A 16,272-nucleotide genomic window follows, 5' to 3' on the forward strand; every position below is an offset into this window, starting at 1 on the left:
TTCTGCAGGATTGCTACTGCAGCATGAAGAAAGAATGATTATTCCTGATACATTGAAAACGAAAAAAATGAACTAGATCTTGCCGATTGATTTTTCATTTAAAGCTCTTAGTCGCTGGCAAAGTATTTTAATAAATCCTCTTGCTACTTCCGTACGGTTTTCAATCAATTCATAAAACGGTTCTTGTTCTATCCGGAACAAAATACAATCCGTAATGGTAGTAGCACTGGCTGATCTTGCTTCCGGGTCCAGCAGGGCCAGCTCTCCAAAAACTTCTTTTTCTTTTAAAATAGCAAGGGTGGTATTGCCTTTATGAATCTTCACTTCTCCCTGGTGAATAATGTACATGCAATCACCTATTTCACCTTCTTTAAAAATAAGCGTATCCTTTTCGTATTCCTCCTCCTGCATAAGGGGGGCCAGGTCGGCCAGTATATGTTCGGGAGTGTCCTTAAAAATGCTCAGGGATTTTAAGATTAGCACTTTTTCAACAAGGAGTAAATTATCGGAATTAGATTGGGGCATGGAGTAAAGTTAAGAACCTGCAAACAAAGCTGTTTCTTTCAACAACCTGTTTTCTGACAAGGTAAATTTTTTGTACAACTCAGCATTTACCTGGTGAACATATTTTTTTGAAATATACATCGAGCAGGCTTTGGTCCAATTATAATATTGTATCGGCTTTTCGGATAAAATCCGTTCCAGGATATGCTCCACTTTGGCAAACTGTTTTTCGGTAAACAGCGATCGCAAGGCGTTACAGCGTTGTTCAATATCAATCGTTTCAAAAAGAGTATTGAAATTTCTGCCAATATCCTTTCGTACCGTCAGCTCTATTATCTCCATGGCGTTGGCTATGCTATCCCGTTGATGGGTATTAAGTCCTTGTTTTGCCTGGTTAATTTTATCGCGGTCATAAAGGCAGGCAAACAGGGATAGCAGTACCTCCCTTATTTCTTGTATTTCCTGGTTCAGCGAATTGTTTAGCACGTTGTATTGCAATTCTTTTTTCTCCAGCAATTTTTGCATATAAAGAAGCTCGACTCCATATACGATATAACTATGCGCAATTCTTTCCAATAATTTCCTTGACTCTCCGGACGCCGTGTAGCGGCAGCGATAAAGTGCTTTGATTATTGTTGCAGCGTATTCCGGCCTTTTCGGCAACAATTGCATTAATATCTTTCCTGCTTTGTCACCTCCGATCTTTCCGAAAAGTGATATCAGTTTTTCCTGTAGCTCTTCCGGAACATTCTCCGAATTAATAATTTTCTGCAGCACGGGAACGCATTTGTCACCCGCATTATAAAATGCAGTCAACACCTGCTTTTCCAATTCACCAATATGATTGATTAACTCATCAAGTGTTTCACGCCGGGCCGCCTGGCCTACAGAACTGATAGCAGCCTCTCTTATTGTAATATCCGGGTCATTCATTAGTGCGATTCGGGCCGGATGATCGTACTCATCCTTAACATCTGATAAAATGGCCAATGCCCGTTTTTTATCTTCATGATCATCTGACTGTAACCATTTACCGATCGCCTCTTCCCCCACTGCCTTTATTTGTTCGTCCCTGTTGCCTAACATACCGGTAATGGCGGCTTGTTTTATTGCCGGTTCGGCATCATTTAAAAAACGTTCCGGGGATGAGGATTCACCTCCAATTTTGCAAAGCGTTTTTACCGCTTCTTCTTTTATTTGCCTATCCAACTCCGCTTCCTGCAAAAGATTTTCAAGTCTTTCTCTGATGACTTTATTGGACCGGCTTTTTATCAGCCGTAATGCTTCCAATCTTACCTGGGTCGAAGGATGATAAAGCAATTCTGCGATAAGATCGCCGGACGCATCATCAATTTTACTGCTCAGCATTCTCAAAATGCTGATCACTTCCAGGTCAGTTCCCTTCATCATCTTACTCCTGATCTGCTCCCGGATGGTATCATTATTCAGATCAAATTCCTCCCGGCTAAAATAGCGGCTGCTGATTGCCTTTACTAATATTTGAAGATATTGCCGGTTCACCAACACCACGCCTAATAGCCATAAAACGCCCAATCCCAATAGCACATAACAAAGAAACATCAGGTCTACTTTACCATGCACATAAATCAGCGCCAGCAAAAAAACGCCTGATAATAATGATGCAAAAGGATCCATGATACCTTTTACGATATTGTGAGCTCTTAACCTTTCATAGGTATGCAAAGGTTGCATCAGTGTAAGCAGCACCGGGGAGTTAAAGGAAGTTCTCAAAACATCAACTATCATCGATGCAACGCCAAACAAATAAAAAATGAGCTTTTCATTCGCAGAAAAATTACTCAGCGCTACAATAGCGCCAATAAAAACCAGCATTCCCAACGGAGTGATGAACAGGGTCTGCCGGATCCCCCACGATGCGGTGAGCCGGCTCGTGAATATTGTTTTTGTAATAAAAGCAGCAACACGTAAAGCGGCATAAAAAAAGGCGATAAATTTCGCCAGTGCAACATCATCGTGATATGCTTTTCTTACTTCACCGTAAAAACCGTAGTTCACAAGAATAACACAAGTGGAAGTGAGCAGTGATATAAAAGCTATCCTCCGGACATAGGTGTTGGTAGCGATATTGCTGACAAGCGTAGAGATTTTCTTATGAGTTTTTTTCTCATGATGCTTTTTATGTGCTTTATGATGCGCCTCTAAATGGCCCGATTGTAGAATGGTTTTAAAAAGAGGCAGCGAAACCAACATACAAATGGCACCAAGCAGCAACAGGTTTTGAGTGCCGATATAAGGAACAAAGATGAGAGCCAGGGTGTACCCGATAAATTTTGCAGGAATATCTCCGGCGCTTATCACCGCAAAAAGCCGCTTGCTCTGCCGAAGATCAAACAGCATAGCTGCAATGCCCCAAAACTGCAGGTTGTTCAACAGGTAGAGCACATTGAACCATGCCAGTAAAAAATAGAGAAACCAATCCTGCTTTAACTGGTAATTGGCAATCCACAACAATACAACGCTTACCGCCATCAATACTACAATAGCCAGGTTAAATCCATCGAATTTTATGGTATGTTCCAGCCTCGTGTACAGAAACCCGGCGACCCATAGTAATAACGCCGAATAGATCATTACCCATGGCAGCTCAGTAATCGGAAATTTTTCCAGGAACTGCGCAAAGGCTGAGGTGAAAAAAAACGCAATGCCGGCTCCCTGGAAAAATTGGAATATATACAATTGCCGGACTACCCGCCATTCATTTGGATAAACATTCAATACTCTCAACCAGAATTTACTTGGCCGCATGGCATCTACCCGGTTTTACTAATTATTTTAATGCTTTTTGCTTTAGGCTTTCCAGATGTTTCATTTTTAAAGGGTACCGGTTTTGCAAAGAAGTAGCGGTAAAATAGCGATGGCTCTCAAAAAAACTAACCTGTATCTCATCCCAGTCATGCTCATTTTTAATGACGCCATATACCATAAATTCATCTTTCAGTGTATCGCTGATGGCCTTGAAGTCATCCCGACCCAGGTAGTCCAGGTCCGCATCGCACAAAATCATTTCGGGAAGATTATGTGGTGTTTGCGGAACCTTTGTGGCCATGATCATACCTTTTATCAGGTCAATATCACTGGCGGTAAGGTTATTATCTTTCATATGACCTTCCATAATCCGGCAGGATTCTATTTCATGTCCCTTGTAAGTATGAAGAAAACCGGTGTCATGAAAAAGTGCGGCAATCTTTATCAGCAGCAGCAACTTAGGGTCAGCAATGTCTTCAGCGATTGCAATACATTCAGCCTGTTGCAGTACGTCTTCCGTATGCTCCGGGCAATGATAAGTCAACCGTCGATCCAGGCCAGTATGTAAAAGCTCCAGTATAGTTGATTTCAGTTGCAGAAATCCTGACTCAGTCATAAATATATTGCTGTACTAAATATAGTACTTCTGAATTTAAGTTTTCAATTAAATAAAATAGGGGCATTCCAAATTTTCGGTGCGTGGGATTTTTTGCTTTTGCAATTAATGAACTCTTTATCCCCTCCGCTGGTCCGCTGGAGGGGCGGAAGTGATTGCGCATAACAAAATTCAAAAGGGGGTGAGTTTTGATAAGCGAATTTGGGATGCACCCGAAAATAGTATTTCTCCGCACTATACAGGAACATCATTTTATCTGAAATTTATTTTTATCTTTCTCTCAATAATAAAAAAAGCTATGGTAGTAAAAACATCCGGTCAGCCTTCCACATTTCTCACCTTTCCATGGGGGCTGCTTTCTATCGTCCTGATACTTGTACTCAATCTTGCATTAAGCGATAGCTGGTTTGGAAGTAATTGGAGTTGGATAACACTGGTACTGATTATCCCTGCGGCTATTTTTGAAAATTTCAAGGTGGGTTATTCCACCATGCGCATCATGTTTATGAAAGTCGTGTACTCACTTCTTTCTTTTTTGTTGGTGGGGATGGCGTTTGGAGCTGCGCTGGCAGGCTGGCATCTTGAAAAATTTCAGCACATCGCCAATATTGAAAAAGTAAGATTGCCCTGGTATGTATTGCTCGCATTAACAGTGATGCTGCTGATACAAGTTGCGCAGTTGTTTAGTATGCTTAAAGCCGTCAAGAGAGAGTTTATGCAGATGGACCCTGATCAATAACAGGATCATTGGTATAAAATAAAAAACCGGTAAAACCCAAAGCATCCTGGTTAGTTGCTAAAGGTTCTACCGGCCCTGGTAAAAAATTTATTCTTTAATACCTTGTAAGACGATCTTTCAAAAGCTTACGGGCAAAGTGAATTCTGCTCTTCACTGTCCCTAATGGTTCTCCCAACAAGTCAGCTATTTCCTGGTATTTGTATCCTTCGAAATACAAACGGAAAGGAATTTTGAATATTTCCGGCAATTGATGAACTGCTTCATTGATTTCTTTCATCCGCAAACTGCTTTCAGCCCCATTGCTGGTAGTAGCTTGTTTATTGTTGATCAGGTAATCATTGGCTGAGTTATCAAGTACAGTTTTTTGCTTTGCCTTACGCCGGTAATCATTAATAAAAATATTGCGCATGATAGTGAATAACCATGCTTTAATATTTGTTCCTGCATTATACTTCTCGTGATTGGCAAGGGCCTTAAACAAAGTTTCCTGGTAAAGGTCATTAGCAGCTTCTGAATCTTTGGTAAGATTTACCGCAAATGGCTTTAGAAAGTCAGCATTGTCGAGCAGCATGTCATTAAATTCGGTTGTAGCCATGTCCATCCATTTTTTTATGTGAATATTTTTTATTCTTTTTTGGTCACATAGAATCTTGCCTGTCGGCAGACAGGTTCATCATAAAAATTTTCGTCGCACCAGATGATATTGCTTGAAAATTTTTATGGCTCATTTCAAAATTACTAAATCGGCATCATGTCCTTGCCAAATTCAATGTTTTAACATTAAAATAGCAGGTAATTCTGGCTATACCGCAAAAAGTCTACCAGACAGTAAAATGGCCAAATTGCTATAATTGGTGATTGATAAGCCGACCCGATTCTATCAGTCTTTGTAAAGAAGCCGTCATTTCGACATGTTTTAGCTGTTCCAGGTGGCTGACATGGTGAAGATCCGTGCCTAAAAGGTCATAAAAGTCATGTTGGAGCAAGTATTCAGCTAATTCCTTTACCGAACGACCGTAATAATTATTCAGAGCCAGGATATTTAACTGGAACAGGCATCCAATATCCTTTAGTTCCCGGTAAAACTCTTTATTTCTTTGCAGGTAAACATAGCGTTCGGGATGGGCTATAATCGGTTGGTAACCCTGCATTTGCAGATCAAACAAAATATCCTTTATATTCAGGGATGGAAAGGCCATGGAAAATTCGGTGAGTACTTTATTACCACTTACCGTCAATAAAGCTTCTTTTCGATGCAGTAATTCCTCCACATGTTCATCCAAAAAGTATTCAGCCGCTGCATGAATTTCGACGTCAATATCTGCCTTTTTTACCGCATCCCTCACCTCCGCCAGCTTTGCGTTGATAATAGCCGGAGTATTTCGATACATATCCCAAATAATATGGGGGGTTGTTATGAGTTTGGTATAACCCAATTCCTTCAAGCCCCGGATCAGTTCCAGTGATGTCTCCATATCACCCGCCCCATCATCTATTCCCGGAAGCAGGTGCGAATGCATATCTGCTTTCAGTATAGAAAAGTCAAATTTTCCACTCCTGCTTTTCTTCCTTGAAAAAAGGTTGAACATTATTTTTTGAGCCTTAATAATTCGTTGTACAAAGCGGACATATCAGTCACTAACCGGCGGTAACTGTACCTTGAAGTTACATACCCCTCACCAGCCTTCCCTAATTTACATCGCAACTCCTGATCTTCCACCAGCCGCAAGAGATTTTTACAAAATGTTTTGCTGTCATTGATGTCAGACAACAGTCCTGTCTCTTCGTCCCTGACCACATCTTCGATTCCACCCACCCGGGTTGAAACAACCGGTTTGCCTGCCGACTGCGCCTCTATTAAACTTACCGGCGTGCCTTCGTTAAAAGAAGTCAGCGCTACGATATCCGAGCCAGCATTGATATGGTCAATATCGCTTCGCCACGATGTAAACACCAGCGGCTTTTCATGCACTGTATTCTTTTCTGTGGTGAAAGCTATACCTAACTCGCCTGCCTTTGCTTCCAATTGCTTTCTTGACTCCCCATCGCCGACAATAAATGCTTTTATCCTTTGCTGGCTGTTTTGTAACACATGGTGAAGTCCCTCCAAAAACAACGAGTGATTCTTAATAGGCACTAACCGGCCGGTTATTGTGATGACTATTTCATCATCACTTAAATTAAAGGAAGACCGGAAACTTTGCCTTTTCTCTTCACGGCCGTTTTGAAATTTATCCAGGTCAAGACCCAGTGGCACCACCCTGAATTTGTCATCGGGTGCAATATTAAAATCCTGCGTCAGCTCCTTTCGCTGTTGCTCGCTGATGGCAATGATCGCATCGGTTTTCCTTCCCAGCCTGCGCTCTATATTGATAAAGACCCTTGTCTTCAACGGGTGAAAATAGGAATGAAACACATGGCCATGATAGGTATGAACAATGACCGGCACATTCATAGCCTTTGCAGCCATCCGGCCGATAGCCCCCGGCTTTGCTGCGTGTGAATGCAAAATATCGGGTTTGAAATCGGCGATCAGCTTTTTCATTTTCTTGTACGCCACATAATCCTTTCGCGGATCGATCGACCTTCCCATCTCGGGAATATAAACTGGCTTGATTCCCAATTGATCAGTGACAAAGCTCGCATCTTTTTCATGATCTTCCCGCTCTCCTACCACCAACATGGTTTCAAATTCGGGCGACATATATTTGGTTAAATAGCTGGCATTCAACAAGGGGCCGCCTATGGCGAGACGGTTGAGGATGCGAAGGATTTTGGGCATTTGATAAAAATTGAGCGAAAATAGGAAATAAGAAATCAGGGCCTGGTAACAACACAAAATGCCGCGTTGAACTCTTAGTTGATCTATTCAGCCGTTTGCGCCAGCTGCGGGGTCGGTTTAACTTTTGCCGGAATTAATTTTCTCTTGAATTTATTCAACAGGTATTCCTCAAACAGTTTACTATACAAAACTCCGGCAATGCAACAAATCAGAAACACGGAAAGAAAAATGACAAACTTTGGAACCTCACCCTGGAACCTCATAAAAAACCGGATGAATATCGATATACAAAGGTTATGCACCAGGTAGATAGAATAAGACGCATTCCCCAGGATCATCAGTAGGTTCGGTGAGTTTAACTGGTCCAAACGGGAGCCGATACTCCCCAGGATAATTATTGCAAAACCTGCTGCCAATAACAAATTAATTCCCGCATTGATAGTTGCTTCCTCTTTGTGGAGCCATTTAATCGATCCTACCATCACCACCGTTATCAACCCCAGGATTAAAAAAAGAGCTTTCGACCTTCCTTTCATTTTTCGTAAGGCTGTAGCAGCTAAAAAGCCAAGTATAAATTCCAGGTTATAAAATGAAAACAGGTAACTAAAAAAAGCATGATCCCGCCATACCCAGCCAGTAGAAAAAAAGTTCAGGGCAATAATAACCATCGCCCAAATCATCACCAGCCAATACCAGGCCTTTTTTGAAAAAAACCAGCTTAAAAAAAGTAGGTAAAACATCATCTCATGAACCAGGGTCCACGCAACAGAAAGCGCCGGTTTTCCTGCCGGCACTAATGTAAGGGACGTTAGCAAACTGATGTCCCGCTCTTTTCCTTCTGAGGCTGATGGGAAGAAATAATACAGGATCAGCATTAAAATCGATACAGGTAAATAGGGCAGGTAAATTCGCAACACACGGTTAATTAAATATGGTTTTCTTTCTCTTATTATTCCCGCTTTTTCGTAGTTGGAATAAGTAATGATAAAGCCCGACAGGACAAAGAAAAAATCAACTCCATATTTGCCTAAACTTCCAAGGAATCCCAGGATCGGTGAATCTGCTCCATGAAAATGCGAAAAAGCAATCCATTCGTGATGGAAAACAACCATCAGGGCAGCGAATCCGCGAAAAATCTGTAACGAGTTAAAAAATTTTCTTTCTTTATTAACTGGGATCATTTTATAAAATTGTTAATTCGTCGTTTGGCGATAGAAGTAATCAGATCTAAAGACAGTGAGGTTAGCCTGTTACGCAGAATATTCACAAAGTCGACAACGATTTATTTACTCTGGTAATTAATATCCGAGTGGTATTTTTGCGGCTCAGAATATGACATATTTTATCACAGGTATTGATCTGGTACTGATCATTCTTTATTTCGGTCTTATACTCGGTATTGGTTCTTCCTTTTCTAAGAAGATTGCCAACCGCGCAGTAAGGAGTTATTTTATGAAAGGTCTTGCCCTGAAACTGGTTTGCGGTTTAGGTTTTGGTTGGGTTTATGTATATTATTACGGTGGGGGTGATACCACCATGTATTTTCGTGGAGCATCTGTTATCTATGACCAGGTAATAGGCCAGGGAAACGGCCTGGACGTATTCTTCAATGATTATTTGCTAGCCTCCCTGATTAGTGGCTCCGACTCAAAATTATTTACCTACCGCTTCGCTGGCTTTCTGAACTTTTTCTCATTTAACTCGTACTGGGCCTGTACATTGCTTTTTTCTTTCCTTTCTTTTTTAGGCATGTGGTTGATATTTCAAAGTTTTTACAGGATATATCCAAGGCTTTATAAACCGCTGGCCATAGCAGCGCTGTTTGTTCCGGGTGTCGCCTTTTGGAGTGCGGGCATTATGAAGGACAGTATTTGCATGTTATTTGTCGGCGTGGTCGTATATTTTATCCAAAATATTTTCATTTTTGGAAGACAAAAAATTTTATCAGCCTGTCTTGTTGCAATTGGTTTTTATGTACTAATTACTCTTAAAGCCTATATTGCAATGGCGCTGTTGGTTGCGTTAGCGTTGTATGCCCTCCTTGCCCTGAAATCCCGCATAAAAAACAAAGCCGCCCGAATCGTCGCAATCCCATTGCTTGCCGTCAGCATATTTGCAATCGCTGCTTTCACCCTCAACGAGATTGGTCAATCCCTGGAACGATATTCCCTTGAAAATATCGTCGAAACAGCTCAAACCTACCAGGGATATCACACCCGAACCTCAACGGCTGACCGCCGGGGAAATGCGGTAAGAACTGGCTCTTCATATAACTTAGGCGAAATCAATTTCAACAGTCCGGTTAGTATCGTCTCTAAAATCCCGGCTGCAATCAATGTTACCTTTTTCCGCCCTTATGTATGGGAGGTGACTAATCCGGTCATGCTCCTGTCGGCCCTTGAAAGTCTTATCATCCTGATCTTTACGCTCAAAGTTATCCGGAGAACAGGTATCGGTCGCTTCTTTAAATTATTGGTATCGTATAAGGAAGTCTTATTCTGCATCTCCTTTGCCCTGATTTTTGGATTTGCCGTTGGCTTCACTACTTACAACTTTGGTTCCCTCGTTCGTTATAAGGCGCCCTGCATTCCGTTCTTTTTAATCGCATTGGTGTTAATCAATGATCTGCCGGTGAAGAAAAAAGCCAGCACCCAAAAAAGGATCAGGCGGATGCCAGTACAACCAGCCATTCAGCGGCTGCCTTCCTGAGTGAATAGTATTCATCTATCCGCTGCCGGGCAGCCCGGCCAAGCTCCTTTATCTTATTGGGATTCTCAAGCAATAAACCCAGGTTTTCTGTCCACTCCTGCTCGTTGGAACAAAGCAACCCATTTATACCGTCCTCAATGATTTCCCCGTTCACGCCAACAGCCGACGCAACCGCCGGCTTGCCCAGGGCCATATACTGGATCGCCTTAAACCCGCATTTTCCCTTTGTCCATTCGTCATCGGGTAATGGCATAATGCCGATATCAATTTGCTGCAGCGCTGCCACCTCTGCTTCTTCCGACCAGGGCACAAATTGAAAATGGGTTTGTGGCAGTGCAGGAGCCTTATTGGCCATCACCAGCAACTCAAAATTGTATTGCTGCTGGAGCCAGGAAAGAACCGGCGTCAAACTTTCCAGGTAGGGCAGCGTGCTATGAGAGCCTGTCCAGCCAATAACTAACCTATCTCTTTTTTCTTGTATCACCGGCACAAACCGGTTGTCAGTATCAACAACGGTTGGGATAATCCTGACATTCTTCGAAAACTTGTTGGCATATTCAGCCAAGTATTGATTGCCGACTACAACGGTGTGAGACCATCGGCAAATCTTTCCAACTTTTGAATAGGACTTGACCCAGCGTTGAAGCAGCGATATTTTTTTCTCAGGCTGAAGCCAGATGGCATCATCAAAATCATAAATAATGGGTTTACGGTAGATATACCGGATTACCCATTCAAAAAGCGGCGGGCCAAAGGGGGCGGCTCCCCGTTGAACCAGGATACAATCATACCCGGATAAGGTAAAAAGGTGCAGGCAACGCCGTAAAAAACAAATAAGCATCCTGGCCGCCAGCTTCACCTTCCCCCCTTTAGTATACAGGGTCGAAAAAGTATCGGCATCATAAAAGCAATTCGTAGACACCAGGTAACCCTCCTTTTCAAACGCCGGGAAGAATTGTTCAAAGCGAAAACGTTGACTGGGCGCCGTATGCAGGGGATAGATCAGTAAAAAATGGACCTTTTTGATCTTACCCATTTTCAATGGTTTTATACACCTGCCGGTAGAGTTGCACCCCTCTTTCCAATGAGAAGAAATCTTTTGCGCCGCCCGTTATTTGTTGTTTGTCAAAACTCCGCCGGCTGAAGGCTTCGATAGCGGCTGCATAAGCGGGTGTAGAAAATTCTTTTACCACAACGCCGGCTCCATACTTTTCTACAATTTCTTCCGTGTCACCCACCTGGTTATTACAGATGATGGGGATGCCCATTGCCATCAATTCACCTTGCTTTACCGGTGAAGAAGCTTTTTTGGAGTATGCCGGTTTTATAAAAAATACGCTGCAGTTACTTAATGAAATATAAAGTGGCATTTGATTCCGCGATACTTTTTTAATCCGCAGGTTGGCCAGGTTTAAACCGGCAACCAGGGCGGCATCAAGTACCATTTGTTCGGGCTCGCCGGTCAGCACCATAAAAATAGCAGCCGGCTCCTTTTCCTGAAACACCTTTACCAGTGCCAGCATTTCTTCCAGCATATACCAGGTGCCCAGCGATCCGATATAGGAGATGACCGGCACATTCGCCGGGATATTCAATTGGCTTCTCAACTCCTCCTGTTGCTCCTGTTTTATTTTTAGTGGGTCAAAAAGTTCCATGTCGGCACAACAGGGTATCACGGTAATAGAAAGATCGGCGGAACCAAGCCTCCAGCGCTGAATTTCATCCCTGGCATTCTGCGTGAGGCTTACAACATGATTGGCCTCCAGCAAAAAATGTTTTTCTTTTTTTTTGAAATAGTCATAGATAAACTTAAAAACAGGATTGCTTTTTTTCCAGATTCCGCCGTCGATGCGTTCATCTGCCCAGAAACCACGCATATCAAAAAGAAAGGGAATACCCGTTTTCCTTTTCAGGTCCAGCCCGGCCAGCGAAGCAATATAACTGCGGCAATGTACCAGGGAAAATTTTTCCTTTTTATGTAATGCAAAAGCCAGCTTTTTCATTCGCCTCACGTCCCTGAAAGTGGAGACCACCGGTGGCCTCGATGTATAAGATAAGGGATACCATTTTATACCGGCTTCGTTGCAAAATGTTTCTATGGTTGTATGAAGCCGGGAATAAGCCTCAGCTTTTTCAAAACTGATAATGGTGAACCTGTATTCTTCGGTTTGTGAAAGACCTTTTAAATAAGCCAGCACCTGGGATTGCCCTAAAGGGTCGGTCATCCCGGTATAGGATAAGTATAAAATTTGTTTCAATTAATCCTCCTTAAGTAATAAAAATTCCGCCGAAGAACTCACAAAAGGCAAAATCCCCTGGAGATAAAAAACACCACTTTGCCTTTGAATCTTCCACATACCCTCTTCTCCTTTTTGAACCTGTATCGTAAAAATCCCTTTCTGTTTTTGAAGATCGATGACTCTCCCGGCCGGGCTCAGCAGCGTAATAGCCCCCGCATTTTGTACCTGGAATTCTTTGACATGGTTTACTGCAAACACCAGGTTATTGCGGCTAAATGTCCATGTTTTGTTTCGACTGCTGGCGACAATGGCATAGGAGATATCTCCCGTAACGGTTATTGAAAAACCGTTTTTGGCATCATCAACAACGGCAATATAAATGCCCGGCGGCAATGACTTCAGCGATATCGCCTTCAAGGGTTGCCTGGGCTCAATGGTCTCATTTATCAACGGTGTCTGACCTTCCGTGTTCAGGTCTTTTTGATAGGGATAAACCGACAGCCGAAGTGTTTTGTACTGATGCGCTTTAATTAACCCGGACGACACATTTATAAAAGCATCCCCTTCCCCAACCTGCAATAGAATTTTGTGTATCCCTCTCAGCCGTAAAATCGAAGAAGTTTTCAGTTCTGCGGCGGGTTTATTCTTTTTTTGTTCCTGTATTCTCTTCTTAAACTGTTGGGCAACGGGCAGCGTTATTACTTGCTGCTTCTGACCGCGGTTCAGTGAATTCATAGCTGACTGAAAATTTCGCTCCATCTCTTCCACCGACAGGGGTCTGTTATCCTGCTTCCATTTTGCTTTCGGATCATTGAAGCGCATATTCTCTTTGCCAATGACTGCCGCATTAGCTATTCGACGGAAAAGCGGGTAACTGGCCACAATACCTTTATCCTGTACCCGGTAAGCATAATTGAGTAGCTTGATAAGATTGTCATCGCTGCTGCTCTCCTTCCATTTTTTGAAAAGAAAAACATAATGCAGGTACTGTTTCACAAGACCGATACGTTGACGAATGTCAGTATTAATATCTTTTTTTTCCGCTTTCTCCAGCAACTGCCCCCACTCATACAAATCTCCATCCAGTGGAATTGCCTGCGAATATTTCTGCCATGATTTAAACAGGTCTTCCATTTCATCTTCAGCGTCGCCAAACATGTTTTCAAAAAATTCATCCTGTATTTTATCAGCATCGGCTTCCACATTCCAAAGCAGTTGACTGGCTATATAATGACCCAATCCCCGGCTGATCCAGCCGATATTCGTTTCGGCAGTAAAAAAGCGTATCCCCGTTTTATAATAATCTTTCAGTTGATTGACATAGGTGAGCTTAGCGCCTTTCGGCTGGCCTGGCATATCCCAGTCCCAGGCCATCACGCCATAATAATCCCGTATACCCACCTCTACTCCTTTCTTCTTCCACATGCCAATCAACTCATCGGTACGGTAGGCAGATTGATTCATCGCAGTAGCAACAAGGACCGCAATATTAGGTTCCAGCTCAAAATTTGGCGGAGCAGCATGAAAGTTATATGCATAGAGCCCTATTTTTATAGATGGGTATTTTGCTCGCACTGCTTTAGCTACGCGGTTAGCTATATAAAATGTTTGCTCGGAAGCCCCCCCAATTCTTAATGCGGAAGCACTGGTAGAAAAACCACCCCCATCGGAAGGATCCATAGAGATCATATCGGGGAGTTGACCAGTTTTCTTCTTTTTTGTTTCAATTTGTGCAAACGCGTCATGTATTATTAACTGAACAAGTTCTTCGTTTCCTGGTTCAAATTTGGGATTCGGTGGTATTTTACCTTTTTCAACTTTTTGAGCGAAATATTCCGGGTGTTGTAGAAAAACATTTTTACTGCGGTTCACAATGCCTTCGTAAGAATGTCCTGCATTTACTTCGGTACCGCCCAACATATTGGCATCGGCCCATTCTTTATAATCTTTATCCGCCTGCGCCGAACCTGTCCCATAAGCATACCAGATTCGACGATGTGAGAAAGATGGTGCAACTGTTTTCTCTACTGGCTTAAGTGCTGTTTGAAGTTGCGGTATATATTGCCAGGTTTCTCCGGGAAAATAAAACCGGAAGCCCAGATAATGAAGGTACCAGTAAACCCCATTGCGTAAGCCATCAATCGATTGACTCCGGATATCAAGTGACTGATGATTTGTTTTTATACAGAAAGCATCTTCTGGCTTATCATTCAGATCATATTTTTTTGCATCCCGATGGCTTACTTGGGAAAGCTGGATGGTTGATTTCCTGATTGAAACACCTGCTTTTTTCAGTTCCTCCTCCAGTGTTGAAGCTATTTTATTTACTTCTACTTCTTCTTGTGTATAACTGATAAAATAAAATGACATCAACCATGTCAATATCCAGGCTTGTTTTAAACTTTTTCTTTTCATTCTGTTTTTTTTAACAAGACCGAAAATTTTTTAATATAAGGAAAACGGTGTTCATAATCATCTCCTACAGCTTTTTGTGTTAACAAGAAGATGCAGGTTTGACACGACAGATAGCAAAACGTTTAAACAAGAGTCATGCACACCTGTTTCAAACAGGTAACAATTTTTGCCATTTGTAAATTATCTTTTTGATACGCCAGTGTCAAATACTTACCATTTCAGCAATTTCTAAAAAGAAGGAATCATCACCAAGTCAGCATTTTGTATTCTTGAAGTTGAGGCTCATTGTGAAGCAGTCCTGTACCGATACGTTGGTTTCTAAATAGTCACAGACCTACTGGTTGATTTATTTACTCTTCGTTGGCAGCAACCGCACCTTTTCTCTCTAGGTTTAGATTAGTCAGGAATTATAAATCTTTATAAGTTTTTGTATATACTCCGCTTTTGAATATTCCTTTTCTATAACAGGTTTGAAAGCTACCGCTCTTTCATTTGCCTGTCCGATATTATCAACAAAATGTCGGATCGTAACTGCTATTCCGTTTATATCGTTGGGTGAAAAATATATCGCATATCCTTTTGTCACTTCTTTAAATACATCAATTTCCGATAACAATAAAGGCAGACCTAATGCCGCAGCTTCTAAAGGTGCAATTCCAAAACCTTCGTAGCGGGATGCTAAAATATAGGCATCATAATTTTTCAGGTGGCTTTCTACGTTAGAAACAGATCCCCTGAGATTGATATTATTAAGTTGAAGTTGTTTGATTAATATTTCTAGATGTGTCCTTTCAGATCCTTCTCCAAAAATGTCAAGCGAAAATTTGGAGGCATCTAGCAAACTGAATGCCTTTATCAACGTTTCAAAATTTTTCTGTTTTTTTAAACTGCCGACAGATACAAGCCTTAGTTTTTCCCTGGAACTAGTATTTTGCTCCAGTTGATTTTCTTTGGCAAAATATTTATCGGCTATAAAATTGTGTAACACCTGTGAAGTCCCTTTAATACCAACAATTAGATCATAATCTTTGCGAATTGAATCTGAAACAAATAAAAGGTTGTCCCTTTTTGAATGCAGTTTCTTTTCCAGGAAAAATAATCGGGGACTTACTTTTTTAAAGCTATCTGAATATTTATTATGAATAGAAATAAATAGTTTAATACTTGATGGAGTTGAAAGACGAGCAACTAGGGATGAAAGAGGAAGATGAGCATGAACAACATCCGGATTGAGTTGTATTATTATTTTTCTAAGCTTTAAAACTACAAACGGCAAAGATAGGATGGAATTAAATTTTAATGAGGTTACCTGTATATCCTGCATTTCAATTGATGAGAAATCATTTGCGTCAGTTAAAGTGATTATGTAATTATCATATCCTTTTAAGTTAGTTACTACATGATGTAACAGGGTTTCTGCACCACCTCTTTTCAAATTATCAATTATATGTACAACTTTTTTCACAAAGAAAATATCAAA

General features: G+C 41.6%; 13 protein-coding genes. 2 read left to right on the forward strand and 11 right to left on the reverse strand.

The window, feature by feature from the left end; all coding sequences use genetic code 11:
• Positions 1 to 72: 72 nt before the first annotated feature.
• The 3 genes from ACFEL9_RS23690 to ACFEL9_RS23700 are packed head-to-tail and all read right to left on the reverse strand — an operon-like array spanning position 73 to position 3,907.
• Complete coding sequence (locus ACFEL9_RS23690) at positions 73 to 525, reverse strand: Crp/Fnr family transcriptional regulator (RefSeq protein ID WP_385895201.1); 453 nt, start codon at positions 523 to 525, stop codon at positions 73 to 75.
• A gap of 9 nt (positions 526 to 534) precedes the next feature.
• Positions 535 to 3,291, reverse strand: coding sequence for a hypothetical protein (locus ACFEL9_RS23695; RefSeq protein ID WP_385895203.1), 2,757 nt, complete (start codon positions 3,289 to 3,291; stop codon positions 535 to 537).
• Positions 3,292 to 3,313: 22 nt separating this feature from the next.
• Positions 3,314 to 3,907, reverse strand: a complete 594-nt coding sequence (locus tag ACFEL9_RS23700; RefSeq protein WP_385895205.1) for an HD domain-containing protein — start codon at positions 3,905 to 3,907, stop codon at positions 3,314 to 3,316.
• A gap of 181 nt (positions 3,908 to 4,088) precedes the next feature.
• On the opposite strand from ACFEL9_RS23700, the gene ACFEL9_RS23705 reads away from it, so the two are divergent.
• Positions 4,089 to 4,646 carry a hypothetical protein gene (locus tag ACFEL9_RS23705; protein WP_385895206.1) on the forward strand — a complete coding sequence of 186 codons (558 nt, stop codon included), beginning with the start codon at positions 4,089 to 4,091 and terminating at the stop codon, positions 4,644 to 4,646.
• A gap of 94 nt (positions 4,647 to 4,740) precedes the next feature.
• Here ACFEL9_RS23705 and ACFEL9_RS23710 read toward each other — a convergent pair whose 3' ends face one another.
• The 4 genes from ACFEL9_RS23710 to ACFEL9_RS23725 form a co-directional block, all read right to left on the reverse strand.
• Entirely contained in the window at positions 4,741 to 5,241 is a 501-nt protein-coding gene (locus ACFEL9_RS23710; RefSeq protein ID WP_385895208.1) for an RNA polymerase sigma factor, read from the reverse strand.
• A gap of 250 nt (positions 5,242 to 5,491) precedes the next feature.
• A complete protein-coding gene (locus ACFEL9_RS23715; protein WP_385895210.1) occupies positions 5,492 to 6,235 on the reverse strand; it encodes a tyrosine-protein phosphatase in 744 nt (247 codons plus the stop codon).
• Positions 6,235 to 7,428, reverse strand: coding sequence for a glycosyltransferase (locus tag ACFEL9_RS23720; protein WP_385895212.1), 1,194 nt, complete (start codon positions 7,426 to 7,428; stop codon positions 6,235 to 6,237). Before ACFEL9_RS23720 ends, ACFEL9_RS23715 begins: the two co-directional genes overlap by 1 nt.
• Positions 7,429 to 7,511: 83 nt before the next feature.
• Positions 7,512 to 8,609 (reverse strand): acyltransferase family protein, encoded by a 1,098-nt coding sequence (locus ACFEL9_RS23725; protein ID WP_385895214.1) that lies wholly within the window; start codon positions 8,607 to 8,609, stop codon positions 7,512 to 7,514.
• A gap of 151 nt (positions 8,610 to 8,760) precedes the next feature.
• Here ACFEL9_RS23725 and ACFEL9_RS23730 point away from each other — a divergent pair, with 151 nt between their 5' ends.
• The gene (locus ACFEL9_RS23730) at positions 8,761 to 10,137 is read left to right on the forward strand and encodes a hypothetical protein (protein ID WP_385895216.1); all 1,377 of its coding nucleotides are present in this window, start codon (positions 8,761 to 8,763) and stop codon (positions 10,135 to 10,137) included.
• On the opposite strand, the gene ACFEL9_RS23735 is transcribed toward ACFEL9_RS23730, so the two are convergent.
• From ACFEL9_RS23735 to ACFEL9_RS23750, 4 genes are all read right to left on the reverse strand, one after another.
• Entirely contained in the window at positions 10,091 to 11,173 is a 1,083-nt protein-coding gene (locus ACFEL9_RS23735) for a glycosyltransferase (protein WP_385895218.1), read from the reverse strand. The two genes, ACFEL9_RS23730 and ACFEL9_RS23735, sit on opposite strands and share 47 nt — an antisense overlap.
• A complete protein-coding gene (locus ACFEL9_RS23740; RefSeq protein WP_385895220.1) occupies positions 11,166 to 12,395 on the reverse strand; it encodes a glycosyltransferase in 1,230 nt (409 codons plus the stop codon). Before ACFEL9_RS23740 ends, ACFEL9_RS23735 begins: the two co-directional genes overlap by 8 nt.
• Positions 12,396 to 14,792 (reverse strand): DUF4838 domain-containing protein, encoded by a 2,397-nt coding sequence (locus ACFEL9_RS23745; protein ID WP_385895222.1) that lies wholly within the window; start codon positions 14,790 to 14,792, stop codon positions 12,396 to 12,398.
• A gap of 400 nt (positions 14,793 to 15,192) precedes the next feature.
• Positions 15,193 to 16,257, reverse strand: coding sequence for a glycosyltransferase (locus ACFEL9_RS23750; RefSeq protein WP_385895224.1), 1,065 nt, complete (start codon positions 16,255 to 16,257; stop codon positions 15,193 to 15,195).
• Positions 16,258 to 16,272 lie beyond the last annotated feature (15 nt).

The sequence above is a fragment of the Terrimonas alba genome, assembly GCF_042434975.1.
GTDB lineage: Bacteria > Bacteroidota > Bacteroidia > Chitinophagales > Chitinophagaceae > Terrimonas_B > Terrimonas_B alba.

Coding starts and splice junctions, on each gene's coding strand:
- ACFEL9_RS23695 (WP_385895203.1), bottom strand. CDS start 3,291: ATGCGGCCAAGTAAATTCTGGTTGAGAGTATTGAATGTTTATCCAAAT.
- ACFEL9_RS23700 (WP_385895205.1), bottom strand. CDS start 3,907: ATGACTGAGTCAGGATTTCTGCAACTGAAATCAACTATACTGGAGCTT.
- ACFEL9_RS23720 (WP_385895212.1), bottom strand. CDS start 7,428: ATGCCCAAAATCCTTCGCATCCTCAACCGTCTCGCCATAGGCGGCCCC.
- ACFEL9_RS23715 (WP_385895210.1), bottom strand. CDS start 6,235: ATGTTCAACCTTTTTTCAAGGAAGAAAAGCAGGAGTGGAAAATTTGAC.
- ACFEL9_RS23730 (WP_385895216.1), top strand. CDS start 8,761: ATGACATATTTTATCACAGGTATTGATCTGGTACTGATCATTCTTTAT.
- ACFEL9_RS23745 (WP_385895222.1), bottom strand. CDS start 14,792: ATGAAAAGAAAAAGTTTAAAACAAGCCTGGATATTGACATGGTTGATG.
- ACFEL9_RS23725 (WP_385895214.1), bottom strand. CDS start 8,609: ATGATCCCAGTTAATAAAGAAAGAAAATTTTTTAACTCGTTACAGATT.
- ACFEL9_RS23735 (WP_385895218.1), bottom strand. CDS start 11,173: ATGGGTAAGATCAAAAAGGTCCATTTTTTACTGATCTATCCCCTGCAT.
- ACFEL9_RS23690 (WP_385895201.1), bottom strand. CDS start 525: ATGCCCCAATCTAATTCCGATAATTTACTCCTTGTTGAAAAAGTGCTA.
- ACFEL9_RS23710 (WP_385895208.1), bottom strand. CDS start 5,241: ATGGCTACAACCGAATTTAATGACATGCTGCTCGACAATGCTGACTTT.